The organism is Escherichia sp. MOD1-EC6842, from assembly GCF_002965705.1.
Lineage (GTDB): Bacteria > Pseudomonadota > Gammaproteobacteria > Enterobacterales > Enterobacteriaceae > Escherichia > Escherichia ruysiae.
This window is the reverse complement of record NZ_PTRF01000007.1, coordinates 108,689-131,132: the sequence shown is the minus strand read 5'-3', so window position 1 is coordinate 131,132 and position 22,444 is coordinate 108,689. Positions and strand designations below refer to the sequence as shown.

22 protein-coding genes and 1 pseudogene are annotated in these 22,444 nt (G+C 49.4%); all 23 read right to left on the bottom strand.

The window, feature by feature from the left end:
* Window positions 1-30 precede the first annotated feature (30 nt).
* Window positions 31-3,429 carry a phage attachment tail tip protein J gene (gene gpJ, locus A7Z29_RS10960; RefSeq protein ID WP_105290220.1) on the bottom strand — a complete coding sequence of 1,133 codons (3,399 nt, stop codon included), beginning with the start codon at window positions 3,427-3,429 and terminating at the stop codon, window positions 31-33.
* 60 nt (window positions 3,430-3,489) lie between these two features.
* Window positions 3,490-4,038 carry a tail assembly protein gene (locus A7Z29_RS10955; RefSeq protein ID WP_286135332.1) on the bottom strand — a complete coding sequence of 183 codons (549 nt, stop codon included), beginning with the start codon at window positions 4,036-4,038 and terminating at the stop codon, window positions 3,490-3,492.
* Window positions 4,035-4,778 carry a C40 family peptidase gene (locus tag A7Z29_RS10950; RefSeq protein WP_105290218.1) on the bottom strand — a complete coding sequence of 248 codons (744 nt, stop codon included), beginning with the start codon at window positions 4,776-4,778 and terminating at the stop codon, window positions 4,035-4,037. The genes A7Z29_RS10955 and A7Z29_RS10950 overlap by 4 nt, the downstream gene beginning before the upstream one ends.
* A gap of 5 nt (window positions 4,779-4,783) precedes the next feature.
* A complete protein-coding gene (locus tag A7Z29_RS10945; protein WP_105290217.1) occupies window positions 4,784-5,482 on the bottom strand; it encodes a phage minor tail protein L in 699 nt (232 codons plus the stop codon).
* On the bottom strand, window positions 5,482-5,820 hold the full coding sequence (locus A7Z29_RS10940) for a phage tail protein (protein ID WP_000024051.1): 339 nt from the start codon (window positions 5,818-5,820) through the stop codon (window positions 5,482-5,484). The genes A7Z29_RS10945 and A7Z29_RS10940 overlap by 1 nt, the downstream gene beginning before the upstream one ends.
* On the bottom strand, window positions 5,813-9,046 hold the full coding sequence (locus A7Z29_RS10935) for a phage tail tape measure protein (RefSeq protein WP_105290216.1): 3,234 nt from the start codon (window positions 9,044-9,046) through the stop codon (window positions 5,813-5,815). The genes A7Z29_RS10940 and A7Z29_RS10935 overlap by 8 nt, the downstream gene beginning before the upstream one ends.
* Window positions 9,047-9,115: 69 nt before the next feature.
* Window positions 9,116-9,673, bottom strand: coding sequence for an Ail/Lom family outer membrane beta-barrel protein (locus A7Z29_RS10930; protein ID WP_105290215.1), 558 nt, complete (start codon window positions 9,671-9,673; stop codon window positions 9,116-9,118).
* A 486-nt stretch (window positions 9,674-10,159) separates the two neighbouring features.
* Window positions 10,160-10,519, bottom strand: a complete 360-nt coding sequence (ydaY, locus tag A7Z29_RS10925) for a protein YdaY (RefSeq protein WP_122984268.1) — start codon at window positions 10,517-10,519, stop codon at window positions 10,160-10,162.
* 149 nt (window positions 10,520-10,668) lie between these two features.
* A complete protein-coding gene (locus tag A7Z29_RS10920) occupies window positions 10,669-11,631 on the bottom strand; it encodes a phage tail tube protein (protein ID WP_105290214.1) in 963 nt (320 codons plus the stop codon).
* A gap of 26 nt (window positions 11,632-11,657) precedes the next feature.
* Complete coding sequence (locus tag A7Z29_RS10915; protein WP_105290213.1) at window positions 11,658-12,050, bottom strand: phage tail terminator-like protein; 393 nt, start codon at window positions 12,048-12,050, stop codon at window positions 11,658-11,660.
* Window positions 12,047-12,427, bottom strand: coding sequence for a hypothetical protein (locus A7Z29_RS10910; RefSeq protein ID WP_105290212.1), 381 nt, complete (start codon window positions 12,425-12,427; stop codon window positions 12,047-12,049). Before A7Z29_RS10910 ends, A7Z29_RS10915 begins: the two co-directional genes overlap by 4 nt.
* Entirely contained in the window at window positions 12,428-12,811 is a 384-nt protein-coding gene (locus A7Z29_RS10905) for a glutamate 5-kinase (protein ID WP_105290211.1), read from the bottom strand. It lies immediately after the preceding gene.
* Window positions 12,811-13,206 (bottom strand): protein singed, encoded by a 396-nt coding sequence (locus A7Z29_RS10900; protein WP_105290210.1) that lies wholly within the window; start codon window positions 13,204-13,206, stop codon window positions 12,811-12,813. Before A7Z29_RS10900 ends, A7Z29_RS10905 begins: the two co-directional genes overlap by 1 nt.
* A 3-nt stretch (window positions 13,207-13,209) precedes the next feature.
* Window positions 13,210-13,434 (bottom strand): hypothetical protein, encoded by a 225-nt coding sequence (locus A7Z29_RS10895; protein WP_000908083.1) that lies wholly within the window; start codon window positions 13,432-13,434, stop codon window positions 13,210-13,212.
* A 42-nt stretch (window positions 13,435-13,476) separates the two neighbouring features.
* Window positions 13,477-14,616: a P22 phage major capsid protein family protein gene (locus A7Z29_RS10890; RefSeq protein WP_001526967.1), complete on the bottom strand. Its 1,140-nt coding sequence runs from the start codon at window positions 14,614-14,616 to the stop codon at window positions 13,477-13,479.
* Between the two features lie 98 nt (window positions 14,617-14,714).
* Window positions 14,715-15,479, bottom strand: coding sequence for a DUF6651 domain-containing protein (locus tag A7Z29_RS10885; protein ID WP_105290209.1), 765 nt, complete (start codon window positions 15,477-15,479; stop codon window positions 14,715-14,717).
* A gap of 104 nt (window positions 15,480-15,583) precedes the next feature.
* A complete protein-coding gene (locus tag A7Z29_RS10880) occupies window positions 15,584-16,696 on the bottom strand; it encodes a phage minor head protein (RefSeq protein ID WP_105290208.1) in 1,113 nt (370 codons plus the stop codon).
* On the bottom strand, window positions 16,680-18,086 hold the full coding sequence (locus tag A7Z29_RS10875; protein ID WP_105290207.1) for a DUF4055 domain-containing protein: 1,407 nt from the start codon (window positions 18,084-18,086) through the stop codon (window positions 16,680-16,682). The genes A7Z29_RS10880 and A7Z29_RS10875 overlap by 17 nt, the downstream gene beginning before the upstream one ends.
* 2 nt (window positions 18,087-18,088) lie before the next feature.
* Complete coding sequence (locus A7Z29_RS10870) at window positions 18,089-19,390, bottom strand: terminase large subunit domain-containing protein (RefSeq protein WP_105290206.1); 1,302 nt, start codon at window positions 19,388-19,390, stop codon at window positions 18,089-18,091.
* The gene (locus tag A7Z29_RS10865; protein WP_105290205.1) at window positions 19,371-20,456 is read right to left on the bottom strand and encodes a terminase small subunit; all 1,086 of its coding nucleotides are present in this window, start codon (window positions 20,454-20,456) and stop codon (window positions 19,371-19,373) included. Before A7Z29_RS10865 ends, A7Z29_RS10870 begins: the two co-directional genes overlap by 20 nt.
* A 3-nt stretch (window positions 20,457-20,459) precedes the next feature.
* Complete coding sequence (locus A7Z29_RS10860; RefSeq protein WP_000126790.1) at window positions 20,460-20,669, bottom strand: hypothetical protein; 210 nt, start codon at window positions 20,667-20,669, stop codon at window positions 20,460-20,462.
* On the bottom strand, window positions 20,647-21,579 hold the full coding sequence (locus A7Z29_RS10855; protein WP_105290252.1) for a GREB1-related protein: 933 nt from the start codon (window positions 21,577-21,579) through the stop codon (window positions 20,647-20,649). The genes A7Z29_RS10860 and A7Z29_RS10855 overlap by 23 nt, the downstream gene beginning before the upstream one ends.
* Window positions 21,580-22,105: 526 nt before the next feature.
* A pseudogene (locus A7Z29_RS24050) lies at window positions 22,106-22,363 on the bottom strand (ParB/Srx family N-terminal domain-containing protein); the annotation flags it as partial.
* Window positions 22,364-22,444 lie beyond the last annotated feature (81 nt).

Here is a 22,444-nt window from a genome sequence, read left to right as displayed (position 1 = left end):
TTTCTGGCGCCCGTATTTGGGTTATAAAATTCAACTGATACTGATACCAGCGGTTGATTTCTTCATCACGACAACAAGAAGGTCGCTGATACTGGTCGTTGGCGTCCAGTTATTAGCACCATATGATGAAACATTGAAAGTCAGGGTGACATGACCGTGTCCGGCAGGCATATCAATGACAGATGAAAATACCCTGCTGACATCCGTCGCGGGTTGCTGAAAGATTTCCTGTCCGTTCTTCAGTACCTGCAGCTTACAGGTCGAATACCAGTATGACTGTTGGTTGTTGCTGTTGAAGTTTTCATGCTTACCACCGCGAAACAGAACGGGTGGGATTACTATCTGACGGTCAAAAGCCTGGTCATCGTACACAGTGACCGTTATTGTACCGCTGGCATAACTGCCATTTCTCGGAAAGGCTTTTCCCACCGTTTTGACAATATCACCTTCAATCTGGTTGGCAGACAATTTTCCCATAATCCTACAGTTCTGGTTAATCGTGACATTATTGAGCGTCCCGGAGTTCGCATTCACGTTACCGCTGATATCGGCATTTTTCGCCGTCAACCGCCCGTCCGGTGTCAGGGAAAATACCGGCGGATTGCCGCCGCTGGTAATGGTGGGAGCCGTCAGATACTTCAGGAACACTTCGTTCATGAATATCTGGTTGCCCTGCGCCACAAACATCGGCGTTTCATTCCCGTTTGCCGGGTCAATAAACGCGATACGGTTAGCGGCAACCAGGAACTGGCTCAGTTTGCCTTCCTCCGTATCCTCCATGCTGAGGCCAAGCCCCGCGACATAATGCCTGCCGTCTTCGGTCTGCTCAATTTTGACGCCCCACATGGCATTCCATTTATCGTTGGCGTCCTTCCACTCTTTCGAAAACTCCTCCAGTTTGCTGGCGTTATCCTCCGTCAGCTCGACTTTTTCCAGCAGCTCCTTGCCGAGATGGGATTCGGTTATCTGGCCTTTGAAAAAATCTAGGTAACCTTCCGCATCATCGCTCGCCCGACCGACAGCCTCCACGAATGTCGATTTGCCGACGGTGTTCACACTGCGAACGTAAAAATAATAATCATGGCCCGGTTTGATATTGATACTGGCGGCTATCCAGTACAGCGCCGAACCAAGATAGCGGGCTGTGGTTTCAACCTGCCTGATATCCGCAATCCGCTTTTCCGAGAACCAGAACTCAAACTGTACCGTCGGATCATAAACGGCAAGATGCGGCGTGGCGGTTATCTGAAAATAGCCCGGCGTCAGCTCAATCCGCGACGGCGCTGCCGGTGCGGCAATCCGGAACGATACCGATGCCGGATCGCCCTGCTGCCCCCAGGCATTTGCCGCCCGGACTGTCAGCCTGTAGTTTCCCAGCGCCAGTTGCGTGAAGCGGTATGTGCTTTCCGTCGTCCGGGCCGTGCTGACCAGCCGCTCACTGCCGTCATCCGCTGCCACGGTCAGGCGAAGCATAAAGCTCACGCCCTTCACCACCTTCGGTGTGTCCCAGCGCGCCAGCACCTGATATTCCCCGCTGTCTGCGGTGACTTCGGCGGTCAGGTGCTGCACCGCTGGCGGCGTGACACCATTCACCGTGCCGCTCTGGTCGCCGTCAAAGTGCGCCCCGTTATCCACGATGGCTTCTTTCTCCGGTACATGCTGCACGGCAGTGATGGCATACGTACCGTCATCGTTCTCACGGATACTCACACAGCGGAACAGGCGCTGGCGCAGCGTCGGCAGCTTCAGCCCCCACACGCTGTACTCGGCAACGCCGTCAGGAACCTGGCTCACTTTCACCTTCACGCCGTCGGTGACGGACTGGACCTCCACGCTGACCGGACTCCCCTGACCGTCAACCAGGCTTATCAGCGTGGTGCCGGAGGATGGCAGCGTGATTTCACGGTCGAGCGTCAGTGTCCGCGTCTGGCTGTTCACCGCCAGCACGCGCCCGCCGATGCTGATCCCCGCATAGTCATCATCGCAGATTTCAATGACATCACCCGGTACATGGCGAAGCCCTTCAGCACCCACGCTGAAGTCCACGGTCTGCGTTTCCAGCAGTTCCGTTTTAATCAGCCACAGCCCGGCGCGGTGCGCCTGCCCCCGGCTGGTACAGCCAAAGGCATCCATCTTCGTGACGTTACGACCGTAACGGGAAATGGCCTGCGTGTCCTCCACAAGCTCTGTCGCCGTCTCCCAGCCGTTATTCGGATCAATCCAGTTCACCTCAACGGCATTATGGCGGTCCTTCAGGGCGCTGAAGCTGTAGCGGAACGGCGCGCCATCATCCGGCATCACCACATTACTGCGGTTATAGGTCCACACCTTATCCGACGGTCGGTCCTGCACGAACGTCAGCGTCTGCCCGTTCCATACCGGCATACAGCGCATCGCCGAGCAGAAATCGCTGAGAACATCCCACGCCTTACGCTGCGTGGTCAGGTACGCATTACAGGTGATGCGCGGCTCCATGCCGCCAAAACCGTCCGGCACTGACTGGTCGCAATACTGGCCGATGACATACAGCGCCCATTTATCCACATCCGCCGCACCAAGACGTTTCCCCATGCCGTAGCGCGGATGGGTCAGCATATCCCACAGACACCAGGCCATGTTGTTGCTGTATGCTGGCTTAAACGTTCCGTCCCAGATACCGCTGTATTGCCGCGTCTGCGGGTTATAGTTCGATGGCACCTGCAGAATGCGCCCGCGAAGATGATAATTACGGCTCACCTGCTGGCTGCCGAACTGCTCCGAATCCACCTGCACACCGACCAGTGCCGTGTTCGGGTAGCACTGTTTCACATCGATGATTTCGGTGTATGACGACCAGAGCGTTTTGTTCTGCAGCTGGTCTGTGGTGCTGTCCGGCGTTATCCTGCGCATCCGGATACTGAACGGGCGCGGCGGCAGATTATCCACCACCACCGAGGCAAGATACTGTGAGGTGGTTTTTCCCTTAATGGTGATGTCTTTTTCCGTCACCCAGCCACCGTTACGTTGTATCTGAACCAGCAGGCGGACTTCCGACGGATTCCGGTCCCCCTTTGAGGTGGTTTCCACCAGTGCCTGCACACCGAAGGTAAAGCGCAGACGGTCGATGTTTGCAGACGTGATGGTCCGGGTGATCGGCGTGTCATATTTCACTTCCGTACCCAGCACCGTCTCGGATCCGGAGGATTCAAAACCCTCCGGCGGTGTCTGCTCCTGCTCACCTGCCCGGAACACCACTGTGACACCGGAGATATTGGTATTCCCCTCACTGTCCAGCACCGGCGTACTGTTCAGCAGCACGCTTTTTAATCCATCCACCGGACCTTCAATCGGCCCTTCGCTGATGGCATCGATCACACTCAGCAGCTGCGTGGATTTCAGGTTGTCCTTCGCTTCGCGCGGGGTATGCCCCTTACTGCTTCCTTTACCCATTCGTCATGCTCCATAAACGACAAAACCGCCCGGAGGCGGTTTCACATAAAACATTTTGCATCAGCGACCAATCACCACAACCTGACCACCGTCCCCTTCGTCTGCCGTGCAGATCTCCTGAGATACCACGCGTGACCCCACGCGCATTTCACCGTACAGAACGGGCAGAACATTCCCCTGGGCAACCATGTTATCCAGTGACGAGAAATAGGTGTTCTGTTTGCCGTTATCTGTACTGGCTGCCGTGGGCGTCCTGGCTTTCGGTGCCAGCATCTGCGCCACACCGCCAAGGATCATACTGGCCCCCGCACTATACATTCCTGTAATTGCTGCCGCTCCCAGCCAACCCACAGGGTTCCACCATGCCACCGCAATCAGCGCCGCCCCCAGCACAGTCTGAAAAACACCGCCACTTTTAGCTCCCGCCAGACGCGGCACGATGTGGATCACGGCACCATTTGCCAGCGGTTCATTAAGACGGGCAGATAATTCGTTTTCGCCTGCATCACGCCCGGCAATGCGCACCTGATACCAGCCGTCATTCAGTTTCTGACGAAACGCCGGGAGCTGTGTGGCCAGCGCCCGGATGGCTTCGGCCCCCGTTTTCACACGAAGGTCGATGCGGCGGCCAAATCGTTGTAAATCCCCGTAAAGGCAGATGCGTGCCATGCTTGGTGACGCCAGAGGGAGTGTGTGCGTCGCTGCCATTTGTCGGTATACCTCTCTCGTTTGCTCAGTTGTTCAGGAATATGGTGCAGCAGCTCGCCGTCACCACAGTAAATGGCGGCATGATTCGGCACCGATGAACCAAAACAGCACAACAGCACATCGCCCGGTTGTGCTGATGACAACGGCACCTGATACAGCCCCGTGGCCTCCAGATTATCCAGATAGAGATTCTGGCCGTTACGCCACCAGTCATCCTCGCGATGAAAATCCGGCATCTCAATCCCCGCCAGATGGTAAGCGTCCCGGAACAGCGTGTAACAGTCCGTCACCCCGTGCTCAAAGCGCCGCCCGGTGAGATGCGGCACACAGCGGAACTTGTGAATCGCCCCCCGGCAGACCAGCCACCACGGCAAATCACTCTGCACCTGCAGCCGCCGGTCGGCCTCACTCAGCCAGGGCAAAGCACCGGGATGACTGTGGACCAGCGCCACAATCTCACCCTGCATCTCTGCCTGCAGCCAGTCCTCCGGCGACAGCCTGAAATAATCCTCCGGCTCACCGGAGATATTCACGCAGGGAAAATATCTTTCCCCCTCCGGCGTTCTCACCACGAAGCCGCACGACTCCGCTGGCGCGCATCGCCGGGCGTGCGCCAGAATCGCTGATTCTGTCTCTGTCATGGGATTTACTGCGAAAGTTTGTTAATGGAAAGGAAGCCGCCAAAGTTGCCGACGTTATTGCGGAACTTACAGCCACTCAGGCATTTGCTGCATTTATCCTTCGTGATATCGGATGTTGGCTGGTCATATTCATCCGCGACAGCCGGACCGCTATAACCGCACTCATCACCGCGATAGGTCCAGGTGCAGGTGTTGGCCAGCATGATACGTCCCGGAAAAACAGCACCATCCGTTTCCGTCGGCGTGGACAGTACAAAGGAGGCACTGACCGCGCTCAGTTCGCTGCACTGCTCGATGCGCCAGCGACTGATCACCTCCTGCTCCGGATCGGCTTCGCTGTTTCCGTTGACGAAGTTCACCGCATCCAGAAAACGGGCGTAAACCTTGCGCCGGACCACCGTTCCGCCGACCAGACTCTGCAGGTCTTCCGCCATCCCGGTGACCATACCGTACATGTTAGAAACCGTCAGCGTGGGGCGCGTACTGGTGCCTTTGCCATTCAGTTCAAAACCACTCCCCTGAATGGGATACGCCTGATACTGCCGCCCCTGCCAGGTGACCGGCTCACCTTTTTCGTTCTGCTCATTACAGAAAAAATAACGTTCACCACCGACCTCTGTCAGATCGATTTCCCAGAGCACCACGCTGGCCGACTGCTCCGCACGAACGCATTCATTCAGTGTTTCCTGTTGTATGTCCTGCATCAGATCACCACTTCGTCAAACTGACACGAAAAATCGGTATAGGTGATATGTTCTGTCGCTGACCACGTTCGACACACCACTCTGATTTTTCTGTTAATACCTGGCGGGCGCCAAAAAAAAGATTTATAGCCTTCATGCCGGGCTAAAAATTTTTCAAATGAATCACGTTCATTCGCCTCAACTTTGAAATCACAGGTGAAAACGCGCAGAGAATGATTAAGTCCATTTGGACTTCGTTGCTCATAACCATCGCCAAATCTTACAGTTTTTATCGATGGTTTATTTTCTGTTTTCATTCCATCCTCTGGTAACCAGTGAAATTCTTCCGTATTAGCCACTTAACATTCCCCCATCACGTCGCATATTTAACAGAGTGCCCTGCACCCGCTGATCAACCATCCCCATAAGTGCTTTTATTGCCTGAGGGCCAATCTCTCCATTTTGACCGTCATTTTGAATAGTGATTTGGTATACAGGGGCATAGGTAATATCTCCGCCTCCATTACCACTTTTACTATTAATAGCTCTGACACCAAGAGAACCATCGGAAGCTCGCGTTAATGGCATAATAGCTTCCGGCCCAGCCTCACCAAAAACACCAGCCCCTTTTGCAAAAGCAAAAATTTGCGGGGAATCATAAATACCGTTCGAATATGTGCTCAATGATGGAGATTCATAAACACCGCCCTTTGCATTCGGAATAAATTTACTAATAGCACTCCCGATAGTTCCTAAAATCCCCCCAGAAGAACTGTTACTAATGCTGTCGAAAATCCCAGTAATTGAAGCCTTTAATGCTATTCGACTAAGATCCGAAATCACGGAAGTAGCGAAAGAACGAAAATTTGCCTTGCCTGTCGTGACAAAATCACCCAGCGCATCGGTCATCCCATCAAACATCTGAGTCGTGGTTGATTTTATCTGCTCACTGATATCCTTAGTGTCATCCAGCCAGTTATTGAATCCCTGGGAGACACCACTAACCCAGTCTCCTGCCTGAATATCGACCTGCTCGTTTTTCTGTCTGACAATTTCTTTTTCTCGTTCCAGAGCATCATTCAGAGCCTGCATTTTCTCCTGAAAAACATGATCTGACATTCCACGGGATTTATCTGCATAGTCACGTTCAAGTTGCAGACGCTGGTTGTTATATTCACGTTCAATCCGCAGTAATTCCTGCTGACGTTGCTGATTTTTATCGCCAAGCCCATAACCAGCAATCTGAATATCATACCCCTGCTGACGATTATCAATCGAAGCCTGCAATGAATCACGCCATGCGGCTATTTCGGCGGATTCCTTGATTAGCCTGTTATTTTTTTCAATCGCAACACTTTTCTCCATCAACGCGGTTATTTCTTCCCGGTGTAAGAGAAGCGATTTCTGATCCTGGGTTAATTTCGATGACGGTCGTGACTCCAGGTCGGCAACCTGCTGACGCCACTTAACCAGTTCCTGTTCAGAGGAACTTAATTTAACGGTCAATTCAGCTTGTGAACTTAGTAACGCATTCTGTTGATTCAGATGATCAATCATTCGTTGGGCAGCATCATCCGAATAACCTTTCGCCTTTGGTTGCTTTGGTTCTTTATAACGCTCATTTATTTGAGCGATAAGATTATTATATTCTTCCTTTGAATACTGATTCTTTAGCTTTTCCAGTTTTGCAAGTTCACTAGCTCTCTGCTGCTCCCGGGTCTGATATTGTTTTGAAAAAGCATCTGCTTTCTGTCTGAGTTCAATTCCTTCCTGTTGTCGCTTGTTGTAATCGTTTATTGATGAATTTAGTACGTCCTGAGCAATTTTTTCTGCTTGAAGTACGCCCAATTGCTGCTTTAATCGTGCCAGCCTTTTATTTTGAGCTCCGCCATCTCCAATGCCACCTAACCCGAAAACTCCGGGTCGGGTATTTTTTTCTATTTCATCAATTTGACGGAGAACATCTGAAATTTTTTGATCAAGGGAAGCCTCACGGCCAATATCCAGCATGGAATCCCATGCCCATTTTGCGGAGTCTGCGACAGCTTTCCATGCAGTCTCAAGATAACCAAGATTTTCTTTAATCTGGTTGGTGCGCTGGATCATTGAGGATGAGTATTCTTCTGTCGCAATGCGGGCGGCCTCCTGCTGGTTCCCTTCATCCTGTAGCGCCTTAATCTGGTTATAAGTCGCAAGTGTCAGAAAATGGTACTGATCATTAAGTTTTGATATGGCACTGACAGGATCCTTTGCAATTTCATTGAAGTCATTAACCAGTTGTTCGGTTGATATTCCTGTTACTTCGCTCGTTTTTACTATCGCTGTCGTCACTTGCTCCAGCGAACTGCTCGCTACCTTTCCCGAACGCACAAGCTGGTTTAATACTGCCGCCGCAGCGCCAGTTGTCGAATCAGCCGCATTCCCGGCACGTTGAGCTATATCGGCCAATTGCCCGCTGGTTGTCCCCAACTGATTTCCGGTAAGAATAAGAGATTTATTAAATTCGTCCTGCTCCTGAGAGCCTTTATAGTAAGCCAGCCCTAAGACGCCAACGGCTGCTGCGGCCAGGGTAAAAGGATTAATTAATCCCAGCACATAAGAACCAACACCTTTGATCGCCGGGCCAATCCCACCGAACATATCTTTTAGCTGACCGCCCTGCTGCATTAACACCATAAACGGTGACTGGCCTGTAGACAATCCAACTACAATATCCGTCATTTGTGCAGGCAACATGCGCATAGCAAAAGCCGTTTGTTTTGCCGACATTCCGGTTTTGCTTAGTTGCGATTGAGTAGCCTCAAGCTCACTCCGCATAGCACGGAGTTTTCCTGAAAGCTCCTCATACATTTCAGGAGAAAGCACCCCCTTGGCTTTTGCTTCGCTGAGTTGCTTTTGCTGTTCTGTCAGGCGGTTAAAAGCTGTTCCGACAGGATCGAGTTGAGCAATCAGACGTTGCAAAGCAGTAACTTGTTCATCATGCGCTTTTGCAGCTTCTCGTTCTGCCTGAGCCTCTCCTGTTAGCTCTCGCCGCGTTTCCTGTATTTTTCGGCTGTAATTATCAAACTGAGAGCCATTTATTTTCCCGGATGAAAGTGCAGCATTAAGTTCATCCTGCTGTTGATCAAGATTTCTTAGCGCCGCTGCCAGAGGGTCGATCTTGTCCAGCATTCTTTGAAAGGCCTGAACCTGCGCTTCCTGCTGGGCGGCAGCAAGTTTTCCGGCCTTCTCGGCTTCTCTCTGCGCTTGCGCAACCCCACTCAATTCCTCTGTGGTTTCATTAAGTTTACGGGCAAGAAATTCATATTCTTCTTTATCAATAAGCCCTTTATCGAAATATTTCTTTAATTCAGAATAGCGTCGACCGACAGTATCAATTGCGGCACCGACAGGATCAATAGCTGCTTTTAATTTTGCGAGCGCGTTCTTCTCATCTTCTGTTGCCTTAGTCACTTTCCCTGCACTGGTGGCAGCGTGTTCTCCAGCCTGCGTCATCTTTACTAACGCAGAAGACAGATTACCCACATTTTTCTCTGCTCCAGTGCTATCAATAATTATTGCGAGACGTGAAGTTTGCTCAGTCATTTATTTATTCCGGACAAATAAAAAGCCCCGCTTGGGAAGCGGGGCCAGACAACAGAGGGGCGTGACTTATCAGAAACGGTAACCGATACCAGCCATCCAGGTACCGACTTTCACATCACCCAACTTTGAGTATTCATAAGATGCATCAATTACCAGGTTTGGCATTGGGTTAATCTGGAAACCAGCACCATACGCTGCAGAGGTTTTATCTGAAGATGCAGAAAATTCACCATCCCAGACATGAGCTTTTCCATATCCAAGACCAACCAGAGCATATGCGCTCAAATAGTCATTAAAACGATAGGACGGTCCAGCTGTCACGGAGAAATAATCAAGATCTCCAGATGCTAATTTGGTGTATTGTGGTTTTCCTTGAAGATCAGGAACATAGCCATAAGCATCTTTGTTGTAATTGGTGTGCACAAAAGAACCAACCATACCCCAGTCGTTATTCAGTTCATAACGGTATTTAATATTAAAACCGTTCAGATCCTCGCTGGCATTATCAACTTTTGCATGGCTACGAGCATAACCAGCAGAAATAGTACTCTGCAGTAATTCAGCGTTTGCAATGCCAGTTGCAAACAAAGTTGAAACTATAATGGTAGCCAACACTGCTTTCTTCATAAAATTACCTTTTTTATAAAAACATTGTTACGACAGCAAAATTTAAGCTGTGCGGCACACATTAAAATACCATGCATATTTGAAAGTCAACTATCAATTTCGCACTAAATCATATATGCGTATTAAAATATACGCAATAATATAATAAAGTCGACATTTGCTAAATATTTTGTTCATCAAAATCGTCAGTTCGCGAAAAATAATTGTCATCGAGTGCGAAAATCACGGCTTCGAATTCATCACCTTCTATTAATATCGGGTGTGCTTTTAAATAGTCGTGTATGTCAGATATTGACAAAGGTAGCGGAACCCCGGACATGCCTGCATAACGCCTGGAACGAGACATTACTGAATACGCATACAATAACTCACGGACAACGGGGTCTATTTCTGGCTCCGGGAGCAGCGGCAACCTGAGTTTTTCTCGCTTCCATCTTGCCTTTTCACCCTTTTCTCCCCCGAACTCCGATAACCACCGCTGGGCGGCTATGGCTTTTTTATCGTATCCTGCTTCTGCTGCTCTTTACCCTGGGCGATGCTGGCTGCTTCTGCAAGGATCTGCCAGTACAACTCCGGATTCTGCTTAAGCAGCGCGATCCCTCGTTCTGGCGTATATTCCAGTGCAACCTCAACACCATCAACCAGTTCACCAACCCCTTTCCAGTCTTTCAGCAGATAACGAGCAGCATTATCAATGAGTAAATCATCAACAGAATCCACCTCGGAAACCTTGGCAATATCAAACTCCTTCGTTCCGACGTGCAAACTGGCATCCATTTTCTCAATGTGGCGACGGATTAATGCATTACGGGAGCGATACTGATCGTTATCGCTGCTTGCCACCAACAGTTTTAACCCGTCTACAGGTTTTAAGTCCTTCATTGGGGTAAACCAGCGTTCACCACCGATGATAATTTTCTGATTAAGAATAAACATCCATAACCTCATTCAATGCGCCCCCTGTAGTGCAGTACCACAGGGGGAATAACGGAAAATCAACTAATCGCCTCAGCACTGGCTTTTGCGATCACGGCAGCCGGGGAGGCTTTTTTTCTGGTTATCGTAGGTGCTTCATCTGCTGCGGTAATGCTCAATTGAACCTGGATAATGTCGGTATTACCCCCATCGGGCCATTCACCTGACACCTGAACCTTCGGGAAACTGAAAGTGTATGTCCCCTCTCCATTCGAAAGTGTGAAGCTGAACGGAACTGTTTCTCCAGTCAGTGTTTTACTCCAGATTTCCCACGCGGCTTTAGACCATGAAAGCGTCACCGTACCGGACGGTGTAAAAGTAGTCGGAATATTTGCTCCTGCATAAGGCGAGCCAGTCCCGATACAACGCTGTGTCTGGAGTTTGTTATCGAACTGAATATCAAAACTGTCGATACAAAAACCGTTACCTCCGGCAACACCATTCAGGCTTACTGCTGAAACCTCCTTAAACGAATAACGTAGCTTTCCTGCACTATCCACAGGTTCGCCTTTGATAAAATTCGTATCATCGGCCTTTGATTCCCAGTCCAGCCCGGCAAAGGTTACGGTCGCCGTAATATCGCCGTCGTTAGGGATCTGCATTTTCCATGAGCCAACCTGCGCTCCTCTGACAACAGAGGCAATTCCGACATCGGACGCATAGGTCGCCAGAGAAAATGTTATTCGCTCATTCCCCATTGTCAGAGAATCACCTGACCATTCCGCGCCGAAACAGGATGCAAGAAAATCATCATGTTGACCCCAGCGAAATTTGGTACCAACATCACCGCCAACATCCACAGTGCCAGGCGTCGCTCCCTGAGCCATCCGGGAGCCACCAATCTCATTATTTTCGCCTTTATTCTGGGTGGGTTTTACTCCCCAGCTTGTGCGTTTTAATAAACTCCAGTCACCACTTGCTGGTGTGGTGCCTGCAACTGTCTCCCGGATAAATGCCGAGATAACCTTTGCACCTGAACTCACAGGAGCCTCCTATGTCATTAATTGCGCTAGAGCGCGCGATATGGAATTTGAAGATTAAGCTGGAACCAGCCATTCTTTTCGCCAACGGTTATTGAGGAAACAGCCTGGTAACTGAGACGGTCGTCATCCTGAAACTCAAACAGTTCCCGCAATTTATCGGCTGTCTCAGTAATGAGTTTTGAACCAGAACCTGCGGGGACAAATAACTGAATAATGATTATCCCCGTGCGATAAACAACCGGCCCCGCGCCAATTTCATTAACTCCAGCCTGCCCGGGAATATTACTTAACCGCGCCCAGATTAACTTACCGGAAGGATCGAACGTTGGCCCGTTCGGATACAATACGTCTTTTCCATCAATAACCATCTGTGCCGTCATTCTGGAAATGACCGTATTTCTGATTTCAGTAAACGTCATTTGTAAGCCTGTAAAACACCATTAAAAGCGTTGGCATACACGCCAGTTGGCGCTTGTTGTGAATGACCGTTTTCAAGAGCCTCTGCATAAGGAAGGTTATTCTGGATATAAATAATTCCGTAATTTGCAGCTTTCGAAATAACCCCGATCCCACGCTGAACCGCAATCGTACCGTTCGGATCCACGTTATCAGATGTACCAAAATCGGGATGCTGCAACGACACCATGTTGTTATTTCTGAAACGCCCGGTATCAACCGGAGCAGCAATATCAATAGCAGTAAGAATCTGAATAGCGATGTAGCGAATTTTCAGCCCCACATCTTCCTCAATCATCCCGGCAAATATTGACGGTTCGATATCCCATACCTTTGCCATTTACGCTCTCCTTAACTGAATTGAGTAAACTGATGCGGAAGGATCTACACTCGCTGTAATTACCTCGTATCGTTGCAACTGCCTTGATACAGAATCATAAATCTCAATAATATGGCCGACAGCGGGTTTATCAGTAACCTCGCATACCAGAGCAGTCAATTTAAGGTCACCATGCAAAATATTAATCCCATCAATTCTGCCCAGCTTATAACGCGTCAACACGCCTCGCCCGGTATAGGTTGCTGTGGATTCGCCGCCTGTTTCCGTCACAGGATCCCAGTTCCGGTGCGTAACGTAAGAACCAGAAAAATCACTCACGGCGTCTGCTAAATCCTCATCAAAAGCAGCGGCAACCTCTGACTGAATCTCTTCACGAAGCACCATCATCCCCCCCTCACAACCCTGACTTGTGAGCGACTAAGTCCGTACGGTTTCAGCAGTGCTATCGCAAGCTGTAAATCGGGTTCAAGCAATGCAGTGCTGTTTGCTGGCAATTCAGCAAATGATTTCGATACACTGACCCCGTCAACCGACACGGCTTTGCTGATAACAACGCCAGAATCATTTTTCTGCTGAAACAACTTACCGACAGAGGCAATTCTGGCTGCATATGCTCCCGCAAGTTTTACCTCTTCCGGAATACGGGATGGGTTAATTTTCAGGCTGAAGCCATTAAGCCAGGCATTAGCCATTAAAACAGCTTTATTTTTAGCGTTCTCACTCGTCCAGGCGTTCCCAAACGCATTATCAACGTCATCACAGGTCACGTAAGTGATCATGTGTTACTCCTGAGTTTTCCAGCCCAGAGCCTTCCAGTTGTCAACTTCATCAGGATGAACATTAGCGATAGTTGGTGCGCCGGGAAACATCTGATAATCGGTCACCATAACCACTAACTCAATTTGCGTTTTTTGTGGCTCCTGAATTTGCTCCACATTCTGCTCCACCACTGCATTTTTTTGCGCGGCTTCACGCTGTGCTCTTTGCTCTTTAGTTAATCCGGCCATATACCCTCCATTAAAAATGGGGCCGAAGCCCCGTTTGGATGTTTAACCAAGAATCAGACAACCATGTGCCGGTTTCACTGACGAAACACCCCATGCCAGTCCAACTTCATAGCGCACCTGGCGATACTGACGATACAGTGCAATCTGGAACGTAATCCCTGAAATTGGGTCCGTAACATTCATTACATCATCAGCATTATCGCCACCTTCCGGCATTGCCGGAGTACGGGATGCCAGCAGAAACGCGTTGCGATCAAACGCCATATTTGCAGTAAAGGAGCCAACAACTGTGATTGCAGTATCATCGGCCAGATCCTGACGCAGTCCCGGCGCTGCAAGAGTAATCAGATTGCTGGTCGCTGCTGCCACAACATACTGATTCGGATCGCCAGCGAACGTAACAATCTGACCTGCAGAAATACTCCCCGAACCAGTATCAATGGAAATAAGAACATCGCCTTCTTTTTTCTCGCCATTCACTAGATAACCAGTTGCAGCAACCTTTGGCGCTCGTTTTACACCTGCCGAACTGTGAATATTGAATCCCTCCAGACGCCCCAACACGCCCTCACGCAGTAGCTGTTCAGTGCCGGATTCATTCACTTTAAACAATACAGACTGTTTTCCGCGCAAATTAGCAATGGCAGTGGAACCAAGCACCATCTGCAGATCTGTTGTCGGTGCGCCGTTATCCTCCAGAACCTGACGAGCCAGAGCAGCATCAGAAAGATCATCTTTAACACCAAATGGCGTTGTCCCTGCGGTTCCCACGGCGCGGGAAGCACCGAAATACAACGCACCAAGATCAGCCTCAACCTCGTTTGCAAGGGCGCGAAAAGCCTGCTTGAACTGATCAGCCAGAATGGTGTTGTAAGTCCCTGAAGGGCCAAGAGCCAGTTGTTCTTCACCATTCCATTTAACCGGCGCCATTTTGGATTTAGTAATTTTTACATCAACAGTGCCAATATTTTGATCACCGGTATTCGGAGCTGACGGCCCCGGTACGATATCTTCGGTTTTCGCCTCAGGCGCAACTGGCGCGGTTACCGTCTGATCTTTTGCTGCGGCGTCAGCTTTTGCGTTTTTTGCTACCGCAGGGATAAAACCCACCTGCTCACGGGATACAACATCCAGGGCGGTGTAAATAGTCGGGATCAACCCGGTCAGGGTATTTCCAGCCATAATTAAATATTCCTTAAAAATTTGCGTAATTGTGAATGGATTGAGTAGTGAGCTATCCAGCCCTGACACCAGCTCCCATCCGGAAGCTGGCAAATGTATTAATCAACGATTGTGATACCGTCTTTCAGTGCGTTTTGCTTACCTGCAACATCCAGTGCATCAAAAGCAGAGCGTTTCATCGTTTTCTGACCAATATCATGCTGTGTTGGACGGGAACCGCCGCCATTGTTACCACTGGCTTTCAGGATGTAGTCTTTCTGAGGGTAATTTTCGACGAGGAACTCCAGCGCCTCATCAAACTGCGCCAGTTCTCCTGGCTTCGCGCGGGAATAAATTTTGTTGCCGGAAGCGTCATAAGCAACGATCTTCCCTTCTTCCACTTTGAATGCCTGTCCGAAGCGGGCTTGTAATAAATCTGCCGGGATCGCAATTTTATCGGCAATATATTTTGAACCCGCAAAACTACCGCCAATCATAGAATCGTAAAGCTGCTTCTCCAGCATCTGAGAGCGTTGCTTTTCTTCATCTAATTGCTGCTGAAAATTTTTCGTAATTTCTGCCTTAACCTGGTCAACCTGTCCCGCATCGATCAGCTTTTTCTGGTCGATTTTTGACAGCATTTCCAGTGCCTCAACCGCCTTCTTCGGGTCTTCGATAGCGGCAAACTTAGCCAGTTTTTCCTCTGCAGCTTCTTTAGCCAGGCGATGATTTTTTGCCTCGCCATTAAGCTCTGTAATTTTTTTTGTCGCCAGCGGTGCATCGAAGCCGATTTCTTTACCATCGTCGTGCACATAGACTGGCAGGCCAGCAGTATCAATTTCTGCGTATTGTTTTCCGTTAATCTCGACCGTTTTCAGTTTCATATTAGTACCTGGTTTAAGTCTTCCGACAGTTACGCTGCTCACCATCCGGATCGCAGCAATAAAAAAGGCCACCCGAAGGTAGCCTGTTGTAATAAATGATTTATTTAAATCCCTGCTTTTCTGAATGCCTGTGCATCACGCTCTCGGAGTTGCTTCAGCGTCAGCCACTCGCCTTTATCGGTGTAAAATTCATCTGGCGACATACCACCATCCCGAATCAGCTTTGCCCGGGTTTCCCCCACAATCTGTTTTTGTCTGGTGTAAGGCTGGCGCAAAAACCATTCCCTGTAGGTTGTATCTCCGGCCACCACGCCATCCATGCTGGCCCGCTCAGCCGGGGAAATATCACGAACATCAATACCCAGTTCCTTCGCTGATTTCAGAATGAACGTTTCCGTTGAGCGACAGCAGAAATGAATTTTCCCCGGCCCCTGCAAATAAGGCACGCTGTGACCTACAGGTTTATTATCCAGCGTATATTTGAGGCGATCCCTGATTCGACATTGTGGCGTAGTACGATTATCAAGCGTTGATAACCATTGCTTACCCTTAATCAAATCATTATTCGCGCTGGCAAAACTCTCACGGGCAGTAGCAGCAAGATGTCCAACCGCTGTTTTTGCAATGCTGGCCGCATTAGCCCGACTCATCTGCAATGCACCGTCCTGAAATCCCTTACTGACATGTCCCCGAATTTTTCTTGCGATCTGCTCATTGGTATCCCCCAACAAAAAACCCTGACGCACCGTATTTGTTATGCGTCTGAGCCGATCCGCCTCAAGATCTGAGGCCCACTCACTGAGCAGTCGTCCCTGGAATGGTCGCGCCATTGCAGCGGCATAAAGTGCATCAGGTGAGATACCAACCAGAGGGTGAACATCAGCAACAAAATCAGGTAGCAGAGAATCAAACAGACTTAACTGATAACCAGCCTCATAAACTGCCAGCTCGTTCAGCTCTCCGGAGAGACTGGTAAACATACTGTTAATCGCAGCGCGGTTAACCTCTCTGACACTCGCCAGAAGTGACTCCAGGCGCGTAACGGTAAAACTACCTGGATCGAGGCTGTCCAGAGCCACCAGCAGGCGAGCTGTAAGCTCCGCATCACTGTCATTCAGTGTTTTCACCATTCTGGCAGCCACACCAGTGCTATAGCGGGATACCCAGACTGCATGAGCAATTGATTCATCACGCAGCCGTTCATTCACGGTTTGCATCATTGATATCCATCAGCATCACACTCTGATTTTTTAATTCATCGATCACTTCCTCTGGACGGGAATCCTGATCAATAAATTTCAACGCCTGCAACACCCGAACCGCATCAATCTGACGTATATCACCGCCCTGACGCAATGACTGAACAGCCAGCGCGGAGGATGAGTCAAACACCTGGGCAGATACATCCAGTTCAGTGCGCACATCCACATTGCCGCCGCAACTCTCTCCGATCCATTCCGCCATTATCTGGAGAATATTATCGAGGGCATCTTCGAGGGAGTTCGCCATTGTATAAAGCGGCGAGTTTTCCTGCATCCGCTCTTCATTAGTCTGATCAACAGATTTGGTGGATGTATTTTCAGCCCGCAGAAGTTTAGCGCCGGCATGACGCATCTGATTTTCCAGCTTCTCCAGTGAGGTTTCGCCAGATTCTATCGCTGCCCCACTATGTTCAACATATTCGAGGCCATTTTTTGTTCTGTCCTCAAAAATCGTAGCGGTGGATGCACCAACCGTCAGTTCTTCATTTCTGTCCAGCCCGTAGGCCACCAGCAATGGGACGCGGGCAACATGAAGAATATTGTCCTGCTCGCTCTGGCTTTGCCAGTGCTTGATATTCAGCAAGCCAAGATTAAGCAATGGCGGTGTACCACGCATAAACCCTGTTTTCTTCGTATACAGTGTTACCAGAGGAATATCATCACGGCTGGTATTCCATGACTCGTGAAGCGTCCAGACAGATTCGCCATTAGTACCTTCGCTGCGTCGATAAATTTCAACGCAACGGGGCATAATATGGCGGATCTGCTCCACCTTCTTCTGCCCGAAATCATCACCATCAACAATGATGACCTCTTTTATACGCAAATCAGTAAGAACAACTTTCCCTTTTTCAACTTTCGATTTCCATCCAATAACCTGGCGTGGATTCAGCATCGTAACGTATGGGCGACCACCAGCCGCATTTTCATCGGCTTTTGTCCGGATCTCCTTCATATCCGTTCGTGGATAGTCCACCAGCGCATGTGCCACACCATACTGAAATGCGAGGCTGAAAAATTGCTGCGCCCACACATCCAGTCGGCTCCCCTCCATGTCGATATTTTCTGCATATTCCCTGATTTTTTCCGGCGTTTCCTCACTCAATACTGTCGGCTCTGCAAATATGCGTCCAATATTTTGCTTAATGCTTTCTTCATACACAGGAAGTAGCGTAGCCACAGACAGGCGTTTTTTATAAGCGTCTTCATCTTCGTTAGGCCATTTTGGGAGATAATTTTCCCCCTGCCTGCGCATTTCAAGCGTACCGCCCATCAGTGCGTCGTTAATATCCCACGCCTCCAGCATATCGTTATAGTCGAGGTTGGGTGTTGATATATCAGCCATAATTAAATCCGAAGTGATGTGACTCTTCCGCTCGGTTTGATAATAGGGAATTGCTTAACGATGAAATAGCCTCCGGCATCATTCGGGTGATCGTTGCCTGATTTTTTATCAGGCTCCCCCTTATCATCCCAGACCTGTTGCTCCAGAGATTCGGCATATACCGGACAACGCTTCACATTAACTTTATAGCGACGCTCGCCATTGGCATTGCAGAACATTGCATTCATTGAGTTAACGCGATCTTTTACTGGCGGGTTCGAGCTGTTCACCACAACGTTAAAACCAGCCTGCTTAAGCTGGGCTATATCCGTCGTACTTGCGTTACTTGATTTTCTGGAATCTCCTGAAGCATCTGGATAAATATAAATCTCCCTCACTTTCCGGTAATCATTCCCGTCATACAGCCAGAAGCGTTCTTTAATGATGCGGATCATGTCCGGCGTATCGTAGGCATTGATGATTTCAGTTACCGCACATGGAAGCCCCAAACGCAGTACATGGACGATCCCCGCCATCTTTCCAACGTTAAAATCCATCCCAATATAAATCGGCTCCCTTGGCTGCTCCACTTCTTCGCAATTATTCAGTTTCCGGTCAAACTGATGGTAAACAGTACCACTTGTCAGGTTAGTAAACTGTCCTCGAAGATAGGCTTTAATCAGCTCTGGAGGGTATGACTCAAGAAGCGAAGGAATGTAATCTGCTGGCAGGTTCTTTTCATTATCGAAAGTAGATGCCTGCACCAGACCATACATTGAGGCCAGCTCTGTTTTTTCACGCACGGCTTTAACAAACTGCTCGTAGACAAATTTGAATCCTTCCGGCGTGGTTGTAACGTCAATACCGTTGCGAAGTCCATCAACCTTATAACGCATACGCGCAATTATCTTGCGCCACGCTGTTCTGGCTTTTTCCTTCGGCAAAATGTCCAGTTCATCCACCAGAGCATTACCAATTTTGAAACCGACGATCGTTTGCGGCTTCTCCATCGATCTGCAGATAGTGGTTCCCCGATACTGACGTCCGTAATAAAAATGAACCTCTTTATTTCCCTCATTAATTTTTACGTTCAATCCCCAGTCAGCAGCAACTTCTTCCACTGTAGGGTAAAAAATATCGCGAATTTGGGGATACGTTGGCGCAAAATATCCCTGATTTATACCTGGATGCTCCCAAATCCCTTTGCATATGCCGCCACACCCAACCCATGTTTTACCCGAGCCAAAACCAGCAATATAGGCTTTAAATTTATGGGGCATTGAAAGAAATCGCGCCTGAGGCACATTAAGCGTCGGAGAGATCATCTTCATCACTCCTTGCTCTTGCATCAACCACATTAATATTGATCGCCACAGGCTGGGGATGTTCATTATCTTCCACCGTTTCGATCTCTTTACGCAGCTTCTGGTTTTCCATTCTGCGCCGTTCAATTTCCAGTTCCTGTAGCCGCTTATCTGCACATAAAGCCCCGCCAGCAGAAAGCAAACGCAACAATTCACGCCGGGCGGCAGCTTTATCCTCCAGCAGGATCTCAACACCGAATTTTCCTAGCTTTGCCCCTGCATATAATTGCCGTGCATCCCCATCAAGCAGAGTGGTATCAGCCATATAAAGCTGCCCCGTTCCCTCACCGCAGCACTTCGGGCAGTCCGGATTGGGTATGGCGTTATCAACAAAGCCAAGGCCTCCATATTCCGGTTCGGGTTTGCCATCTCTGGAAGCCTGCGCCGCTGCCTTGTCGAATTCTGCTATATCGCGCCACTGGTAGAGATGATTCTCGCCCCAGCAATAACGGCAGTTAACACGGCGAAATTGTGCAAGCTGATTGGGGTCGGCCTGGACAATGGCCATCAACTGACTCACCAGTAAATCCAGGTCTGCGGTATAGCGTTTCTGGTACTGATTGCGGAACCATGAAATAGCCCGATAAACCTTAGGATTTCTTAGGAGCTGGCTGGCAGTTACGTAGGCCGCATTCCCCTCTGACTCGTATCCTGCCAGGCGATATGCCTCAACGAGTTTTCTCCCCTGTGCAACCAGCATCGCAAATTTCGTCTGCTGCTCTGAGATGCCGAATTCATCGGGATTGAATAAAATTTCCTGATCATTTCCTGCAACGGGAGAAACAACCACTCTGGATTTTTCCTTCCCCGTTTTGCCGGTTCGCTTTTGCGCAGTTTTCTTTTGCGCACCTTTTTGCGCAGTTTTGCGCACTTCTGCCTGCGCATTTTTCGGAGGTTTTTTGATGTAACGACGGGCTGTTGCGTAATTCAGTCCCCTTGCTTCACACCATGCCACCGGAGATATACCGGAGCGGGTGTATTCAGCAATATACTCCTGCTGCAACGCCCCCCAGTCCGGTCTGCTCATCAGTTAGTCCTGATTTTTATCCACCCTGAGTAGTTCGCGCAGAGCAAAGGCATCCCCTTTTCTGGCAAGCTTAAACAATGCCGCCCGTAACTCGGCTTCACCTTTCGCTCTGCCCTTACGGATGGACGCATAAAAATTTGTCATTGCTTCCCGATTTTCTTTCAGTCGATTCAGATCAACATCCAGAACGTCAGCGATTTGTTGTGCAGTCATCCGGCACGCTGCCAGAGACTCGACTTTCGAATACGGAATCATTTGTCACCCCCATTGATATGCAGGGTGTCTTCTTCCTGTATTTTTCGTGAAGAATTTTTACTGCAGCGTTGTTCCAGGTGACCTGGTGGTGAATGCGTTTATGGCTGGCGCCCATCAGTGAGATTTTTACGCACGACGGTGCATACATGACGGAGTAAAAACTTTTAACGTAGGTTCCGGAATCCAGATACAGCTCGGTCATTCCGCCACTGTTTTTCTGCGTCTGTTTCTGCCCTAACTGGACAGCACCGATCGTCATAAACAATTCTCCACGGCGACCGAGATTCGTGTACGTATTCACATCCTCGTTAATGCGTCCCATGAATGAGAACGGTCGGTCAACCGAACAGATAAAGCTGTTCATTGCCTTACGTTTCACCCATGAAGCATGAGCGCCATTGTCACCAAGAAAATCCCCGCCCTGCGACATAGCGATGGAAAGCGCGGGTATTGATTCGTAATACGCCAGCATTTCAGAAAGGATCGCATCCAGTTTCCTTATCGGAAAATAGGCCTGGTCATAGTTGCGATCCACCCGAAACTGGAACTCGTGATAATCATCATCGAGCTGAATGAAGTATTTACACCCGACCATTTTTGCCAGGTCGAAACAGGCATTACGGGCGTAAAAAATTGAACGGCGGTCACCGAGATTATCGGCTTCGTCAAAACGACTGGCGATATCGGCTTTGGAAAACACCAGCACCTGTTCACCAAATTCAGCTACGTACTGATGCCAGGTCTTGTCTTCATCATCGACAATGATAAAAATTTTCCCGGTATAGCCAGCACGACGCAACGTCCGGTAAGTCAGAACTTTGTCCGGTCGCCCGTGAGTCAGAATAAAGGCGCAAAAATCATCACGCACATTCATCCTCCTCCCCGCCATGCATGATCTCCACCATACGCTGCGTCATCCGGACAAATCCATTTTCAATAGCCTGCTGATAATCAATGATCACCAGCGCCGACTCCTCGAAAAGACACTGAATTTCAGCGGGGGCGTGAGCGTAATAGTCCGCAATTCTGCTGAAATTAAACACCGTGTGACGTTCTGCCGCACACAGGAGGAATTTCTCAATATCAGGAGCAAGGGGCGCCGAACGTATCCGGTTGATCAGCTCCTGAGTTTTCGTATCGTCGTACAGTTCACTGATATCCGGTTTACCGCCCGATGGCTCATAAACAGGCGTATCAATTTTCGTCGTATACGGCTCATCCTCATTTCCTGTACCTGGCAAAACATCCGTCAACAGCTCATCAATTTCTGTCGGGCTGAAGCCTGTCAGGGAGACATCAAAATCAGCATTGATTAACTCCGACAGCTCCATCCGTAACAGTTCTTCATCCCAGCCAGCGTTCAGTGGCAAGCGATTATCTGCCAGGCGATACGCCTTTTTTTGGTAATCCGTCAGACCAGACAGAACAATGACCGGAACGGAATCCATTTTGAGCACTTCAGCCGCCATAACGCGACCGTGACCCGCAATAATTTCGCCCTTTTCATCAATCAGCACCGGATTAGTCCAGCCGAATTGCTTAATGCTTTCTACCAGTTGTGCCACCTGCTCAGGGCTGTGTGTCCTGGCATTGTGTGCATACGGAGACAGTTCTTGTAACGGGCGATAGACGATCTTCAATTTCTCGCTCATACAGCCTCGCTTGATGAATAAAAAAGCTCGCCAACAGCCAGTGCGCTGGGTGCGCGGCGGGTGCTGTTGGTGAACCATGGC

Coding starts and splice junctions, on each gene's coding strand:
- gpJ (WP_105290220.1), bottom strand. CDS start 3,429: ATGGGTAAAGGAAGCAGTAAGGGGCATACCCCGCGCGAAGCGAAGGAC.
- A7Z29_RS10950 (WP_105290218.1), bottom strand. CDS start 4,778: ATGACAGAGACAGAATCAGCGATTCTGGCGCACGCCCGGCGATGCGCG.
- A7Z29_RS10945 (WP_105290217.1), bottom strand. CDS start 5,482: ATGCAGGACATACAACAGGAAACACTGAATGAATGCGTTCGTGCGGAG.
- A7Z29_RS10935 (WP_105290216.1), bottom strand. CDS start 9,046: ATGACTGAGCAAACTTCACGTCTCGCAATAATTATTGATAGCACTGGA.
- A7Z29_RS10930 (WP_105290215.1), bottom strand. CDS start 9,673: ATGAAGAAAGCAGTGTTGGCTACCATTATAGTTTCAACTTTGTTTGCA.
- A7Z29_RS10915 (WP_105290213.1), bottom strand. CDS start 12,050: ATGACGTTTACTGAAATCAGAAATACGGTCATTTCCAGAATGACGGCA.
- A7Z29_RS10910 (WP_105290212.1), bottom strand. CDS start 12,427: ATGGCAAAGGTATGGGATATCGAACCGTCAATATTTGCCGGGATGATT.
- A7Z29_RS10905 (WP_105290211.1), bottom strand. CDS start 12,811: ATGGTGCTTCGTGAAGAGATTCAGTCAGAGGTTGCCGCTGCTTTTGAT.
- A7Z29_RS10900 (WP_105290210.1), bottom strand. CDS start 13,206: ATGATCACTTACGTGACCTGTGATGACGTTGATAATGCGTTTGGGAAC.
- A7Z29_RS10895 (WP_000908083.1), bottom strand. CDS start 13,434: ATGGCCGGATTAACTAAAGAGCAAAGAGCACAGCGTGAAGCCGCGCAA.
- A7Z29_RS10890 (WP_001526967.1), bottom strand. CDS start 14,616: ATGGCTGGAAATACCCTGACCGGGTTGATCCCGACTATTTACACCGCC.
- A7Z29_RS10885 (WP_105290209.1), bottom strand. CDS start 15,479: ATGAAACTGAAAACGGTCGAGATTAACGGAAAACAATACGCAGAAATT.
- A7Z29_RS10880 (WP_105290208.1), bottom strand. CDS start 16,696: ATGCAAACCGTGAATGAACGGCTGCGTGATGAATCAATTGCTCATGCA.
- A7Z29_RS10875 (WP_105290207.1), bottom strand. CDS start 18,086: ATGGCTGATATATCAACACCCAACCTCGACTATAACGATATGCTGGAG.
- A7Z29_RS10870 (WP_105290206.1), bottom strand. CDS start 19,390: ATGATCTCTCCGACGCTTAATGTGCCTCAGGCGCGATTTCTTTCAATG.
- A7Z29_RS10865 (WP_105290205.1), bottom strand. CDS start 20,456: ATGAGCAGACCGGACTGGGGGGCGTTGCAGCAGGAGTATATTGCTGAA.
- A7Z29_RS10860 (WP_000126790.1), bottom strand. CDS start 20,669: ATGACTGCACAACAAATCGCTGACGTTCTGGATGTTGATCTGAATCGA.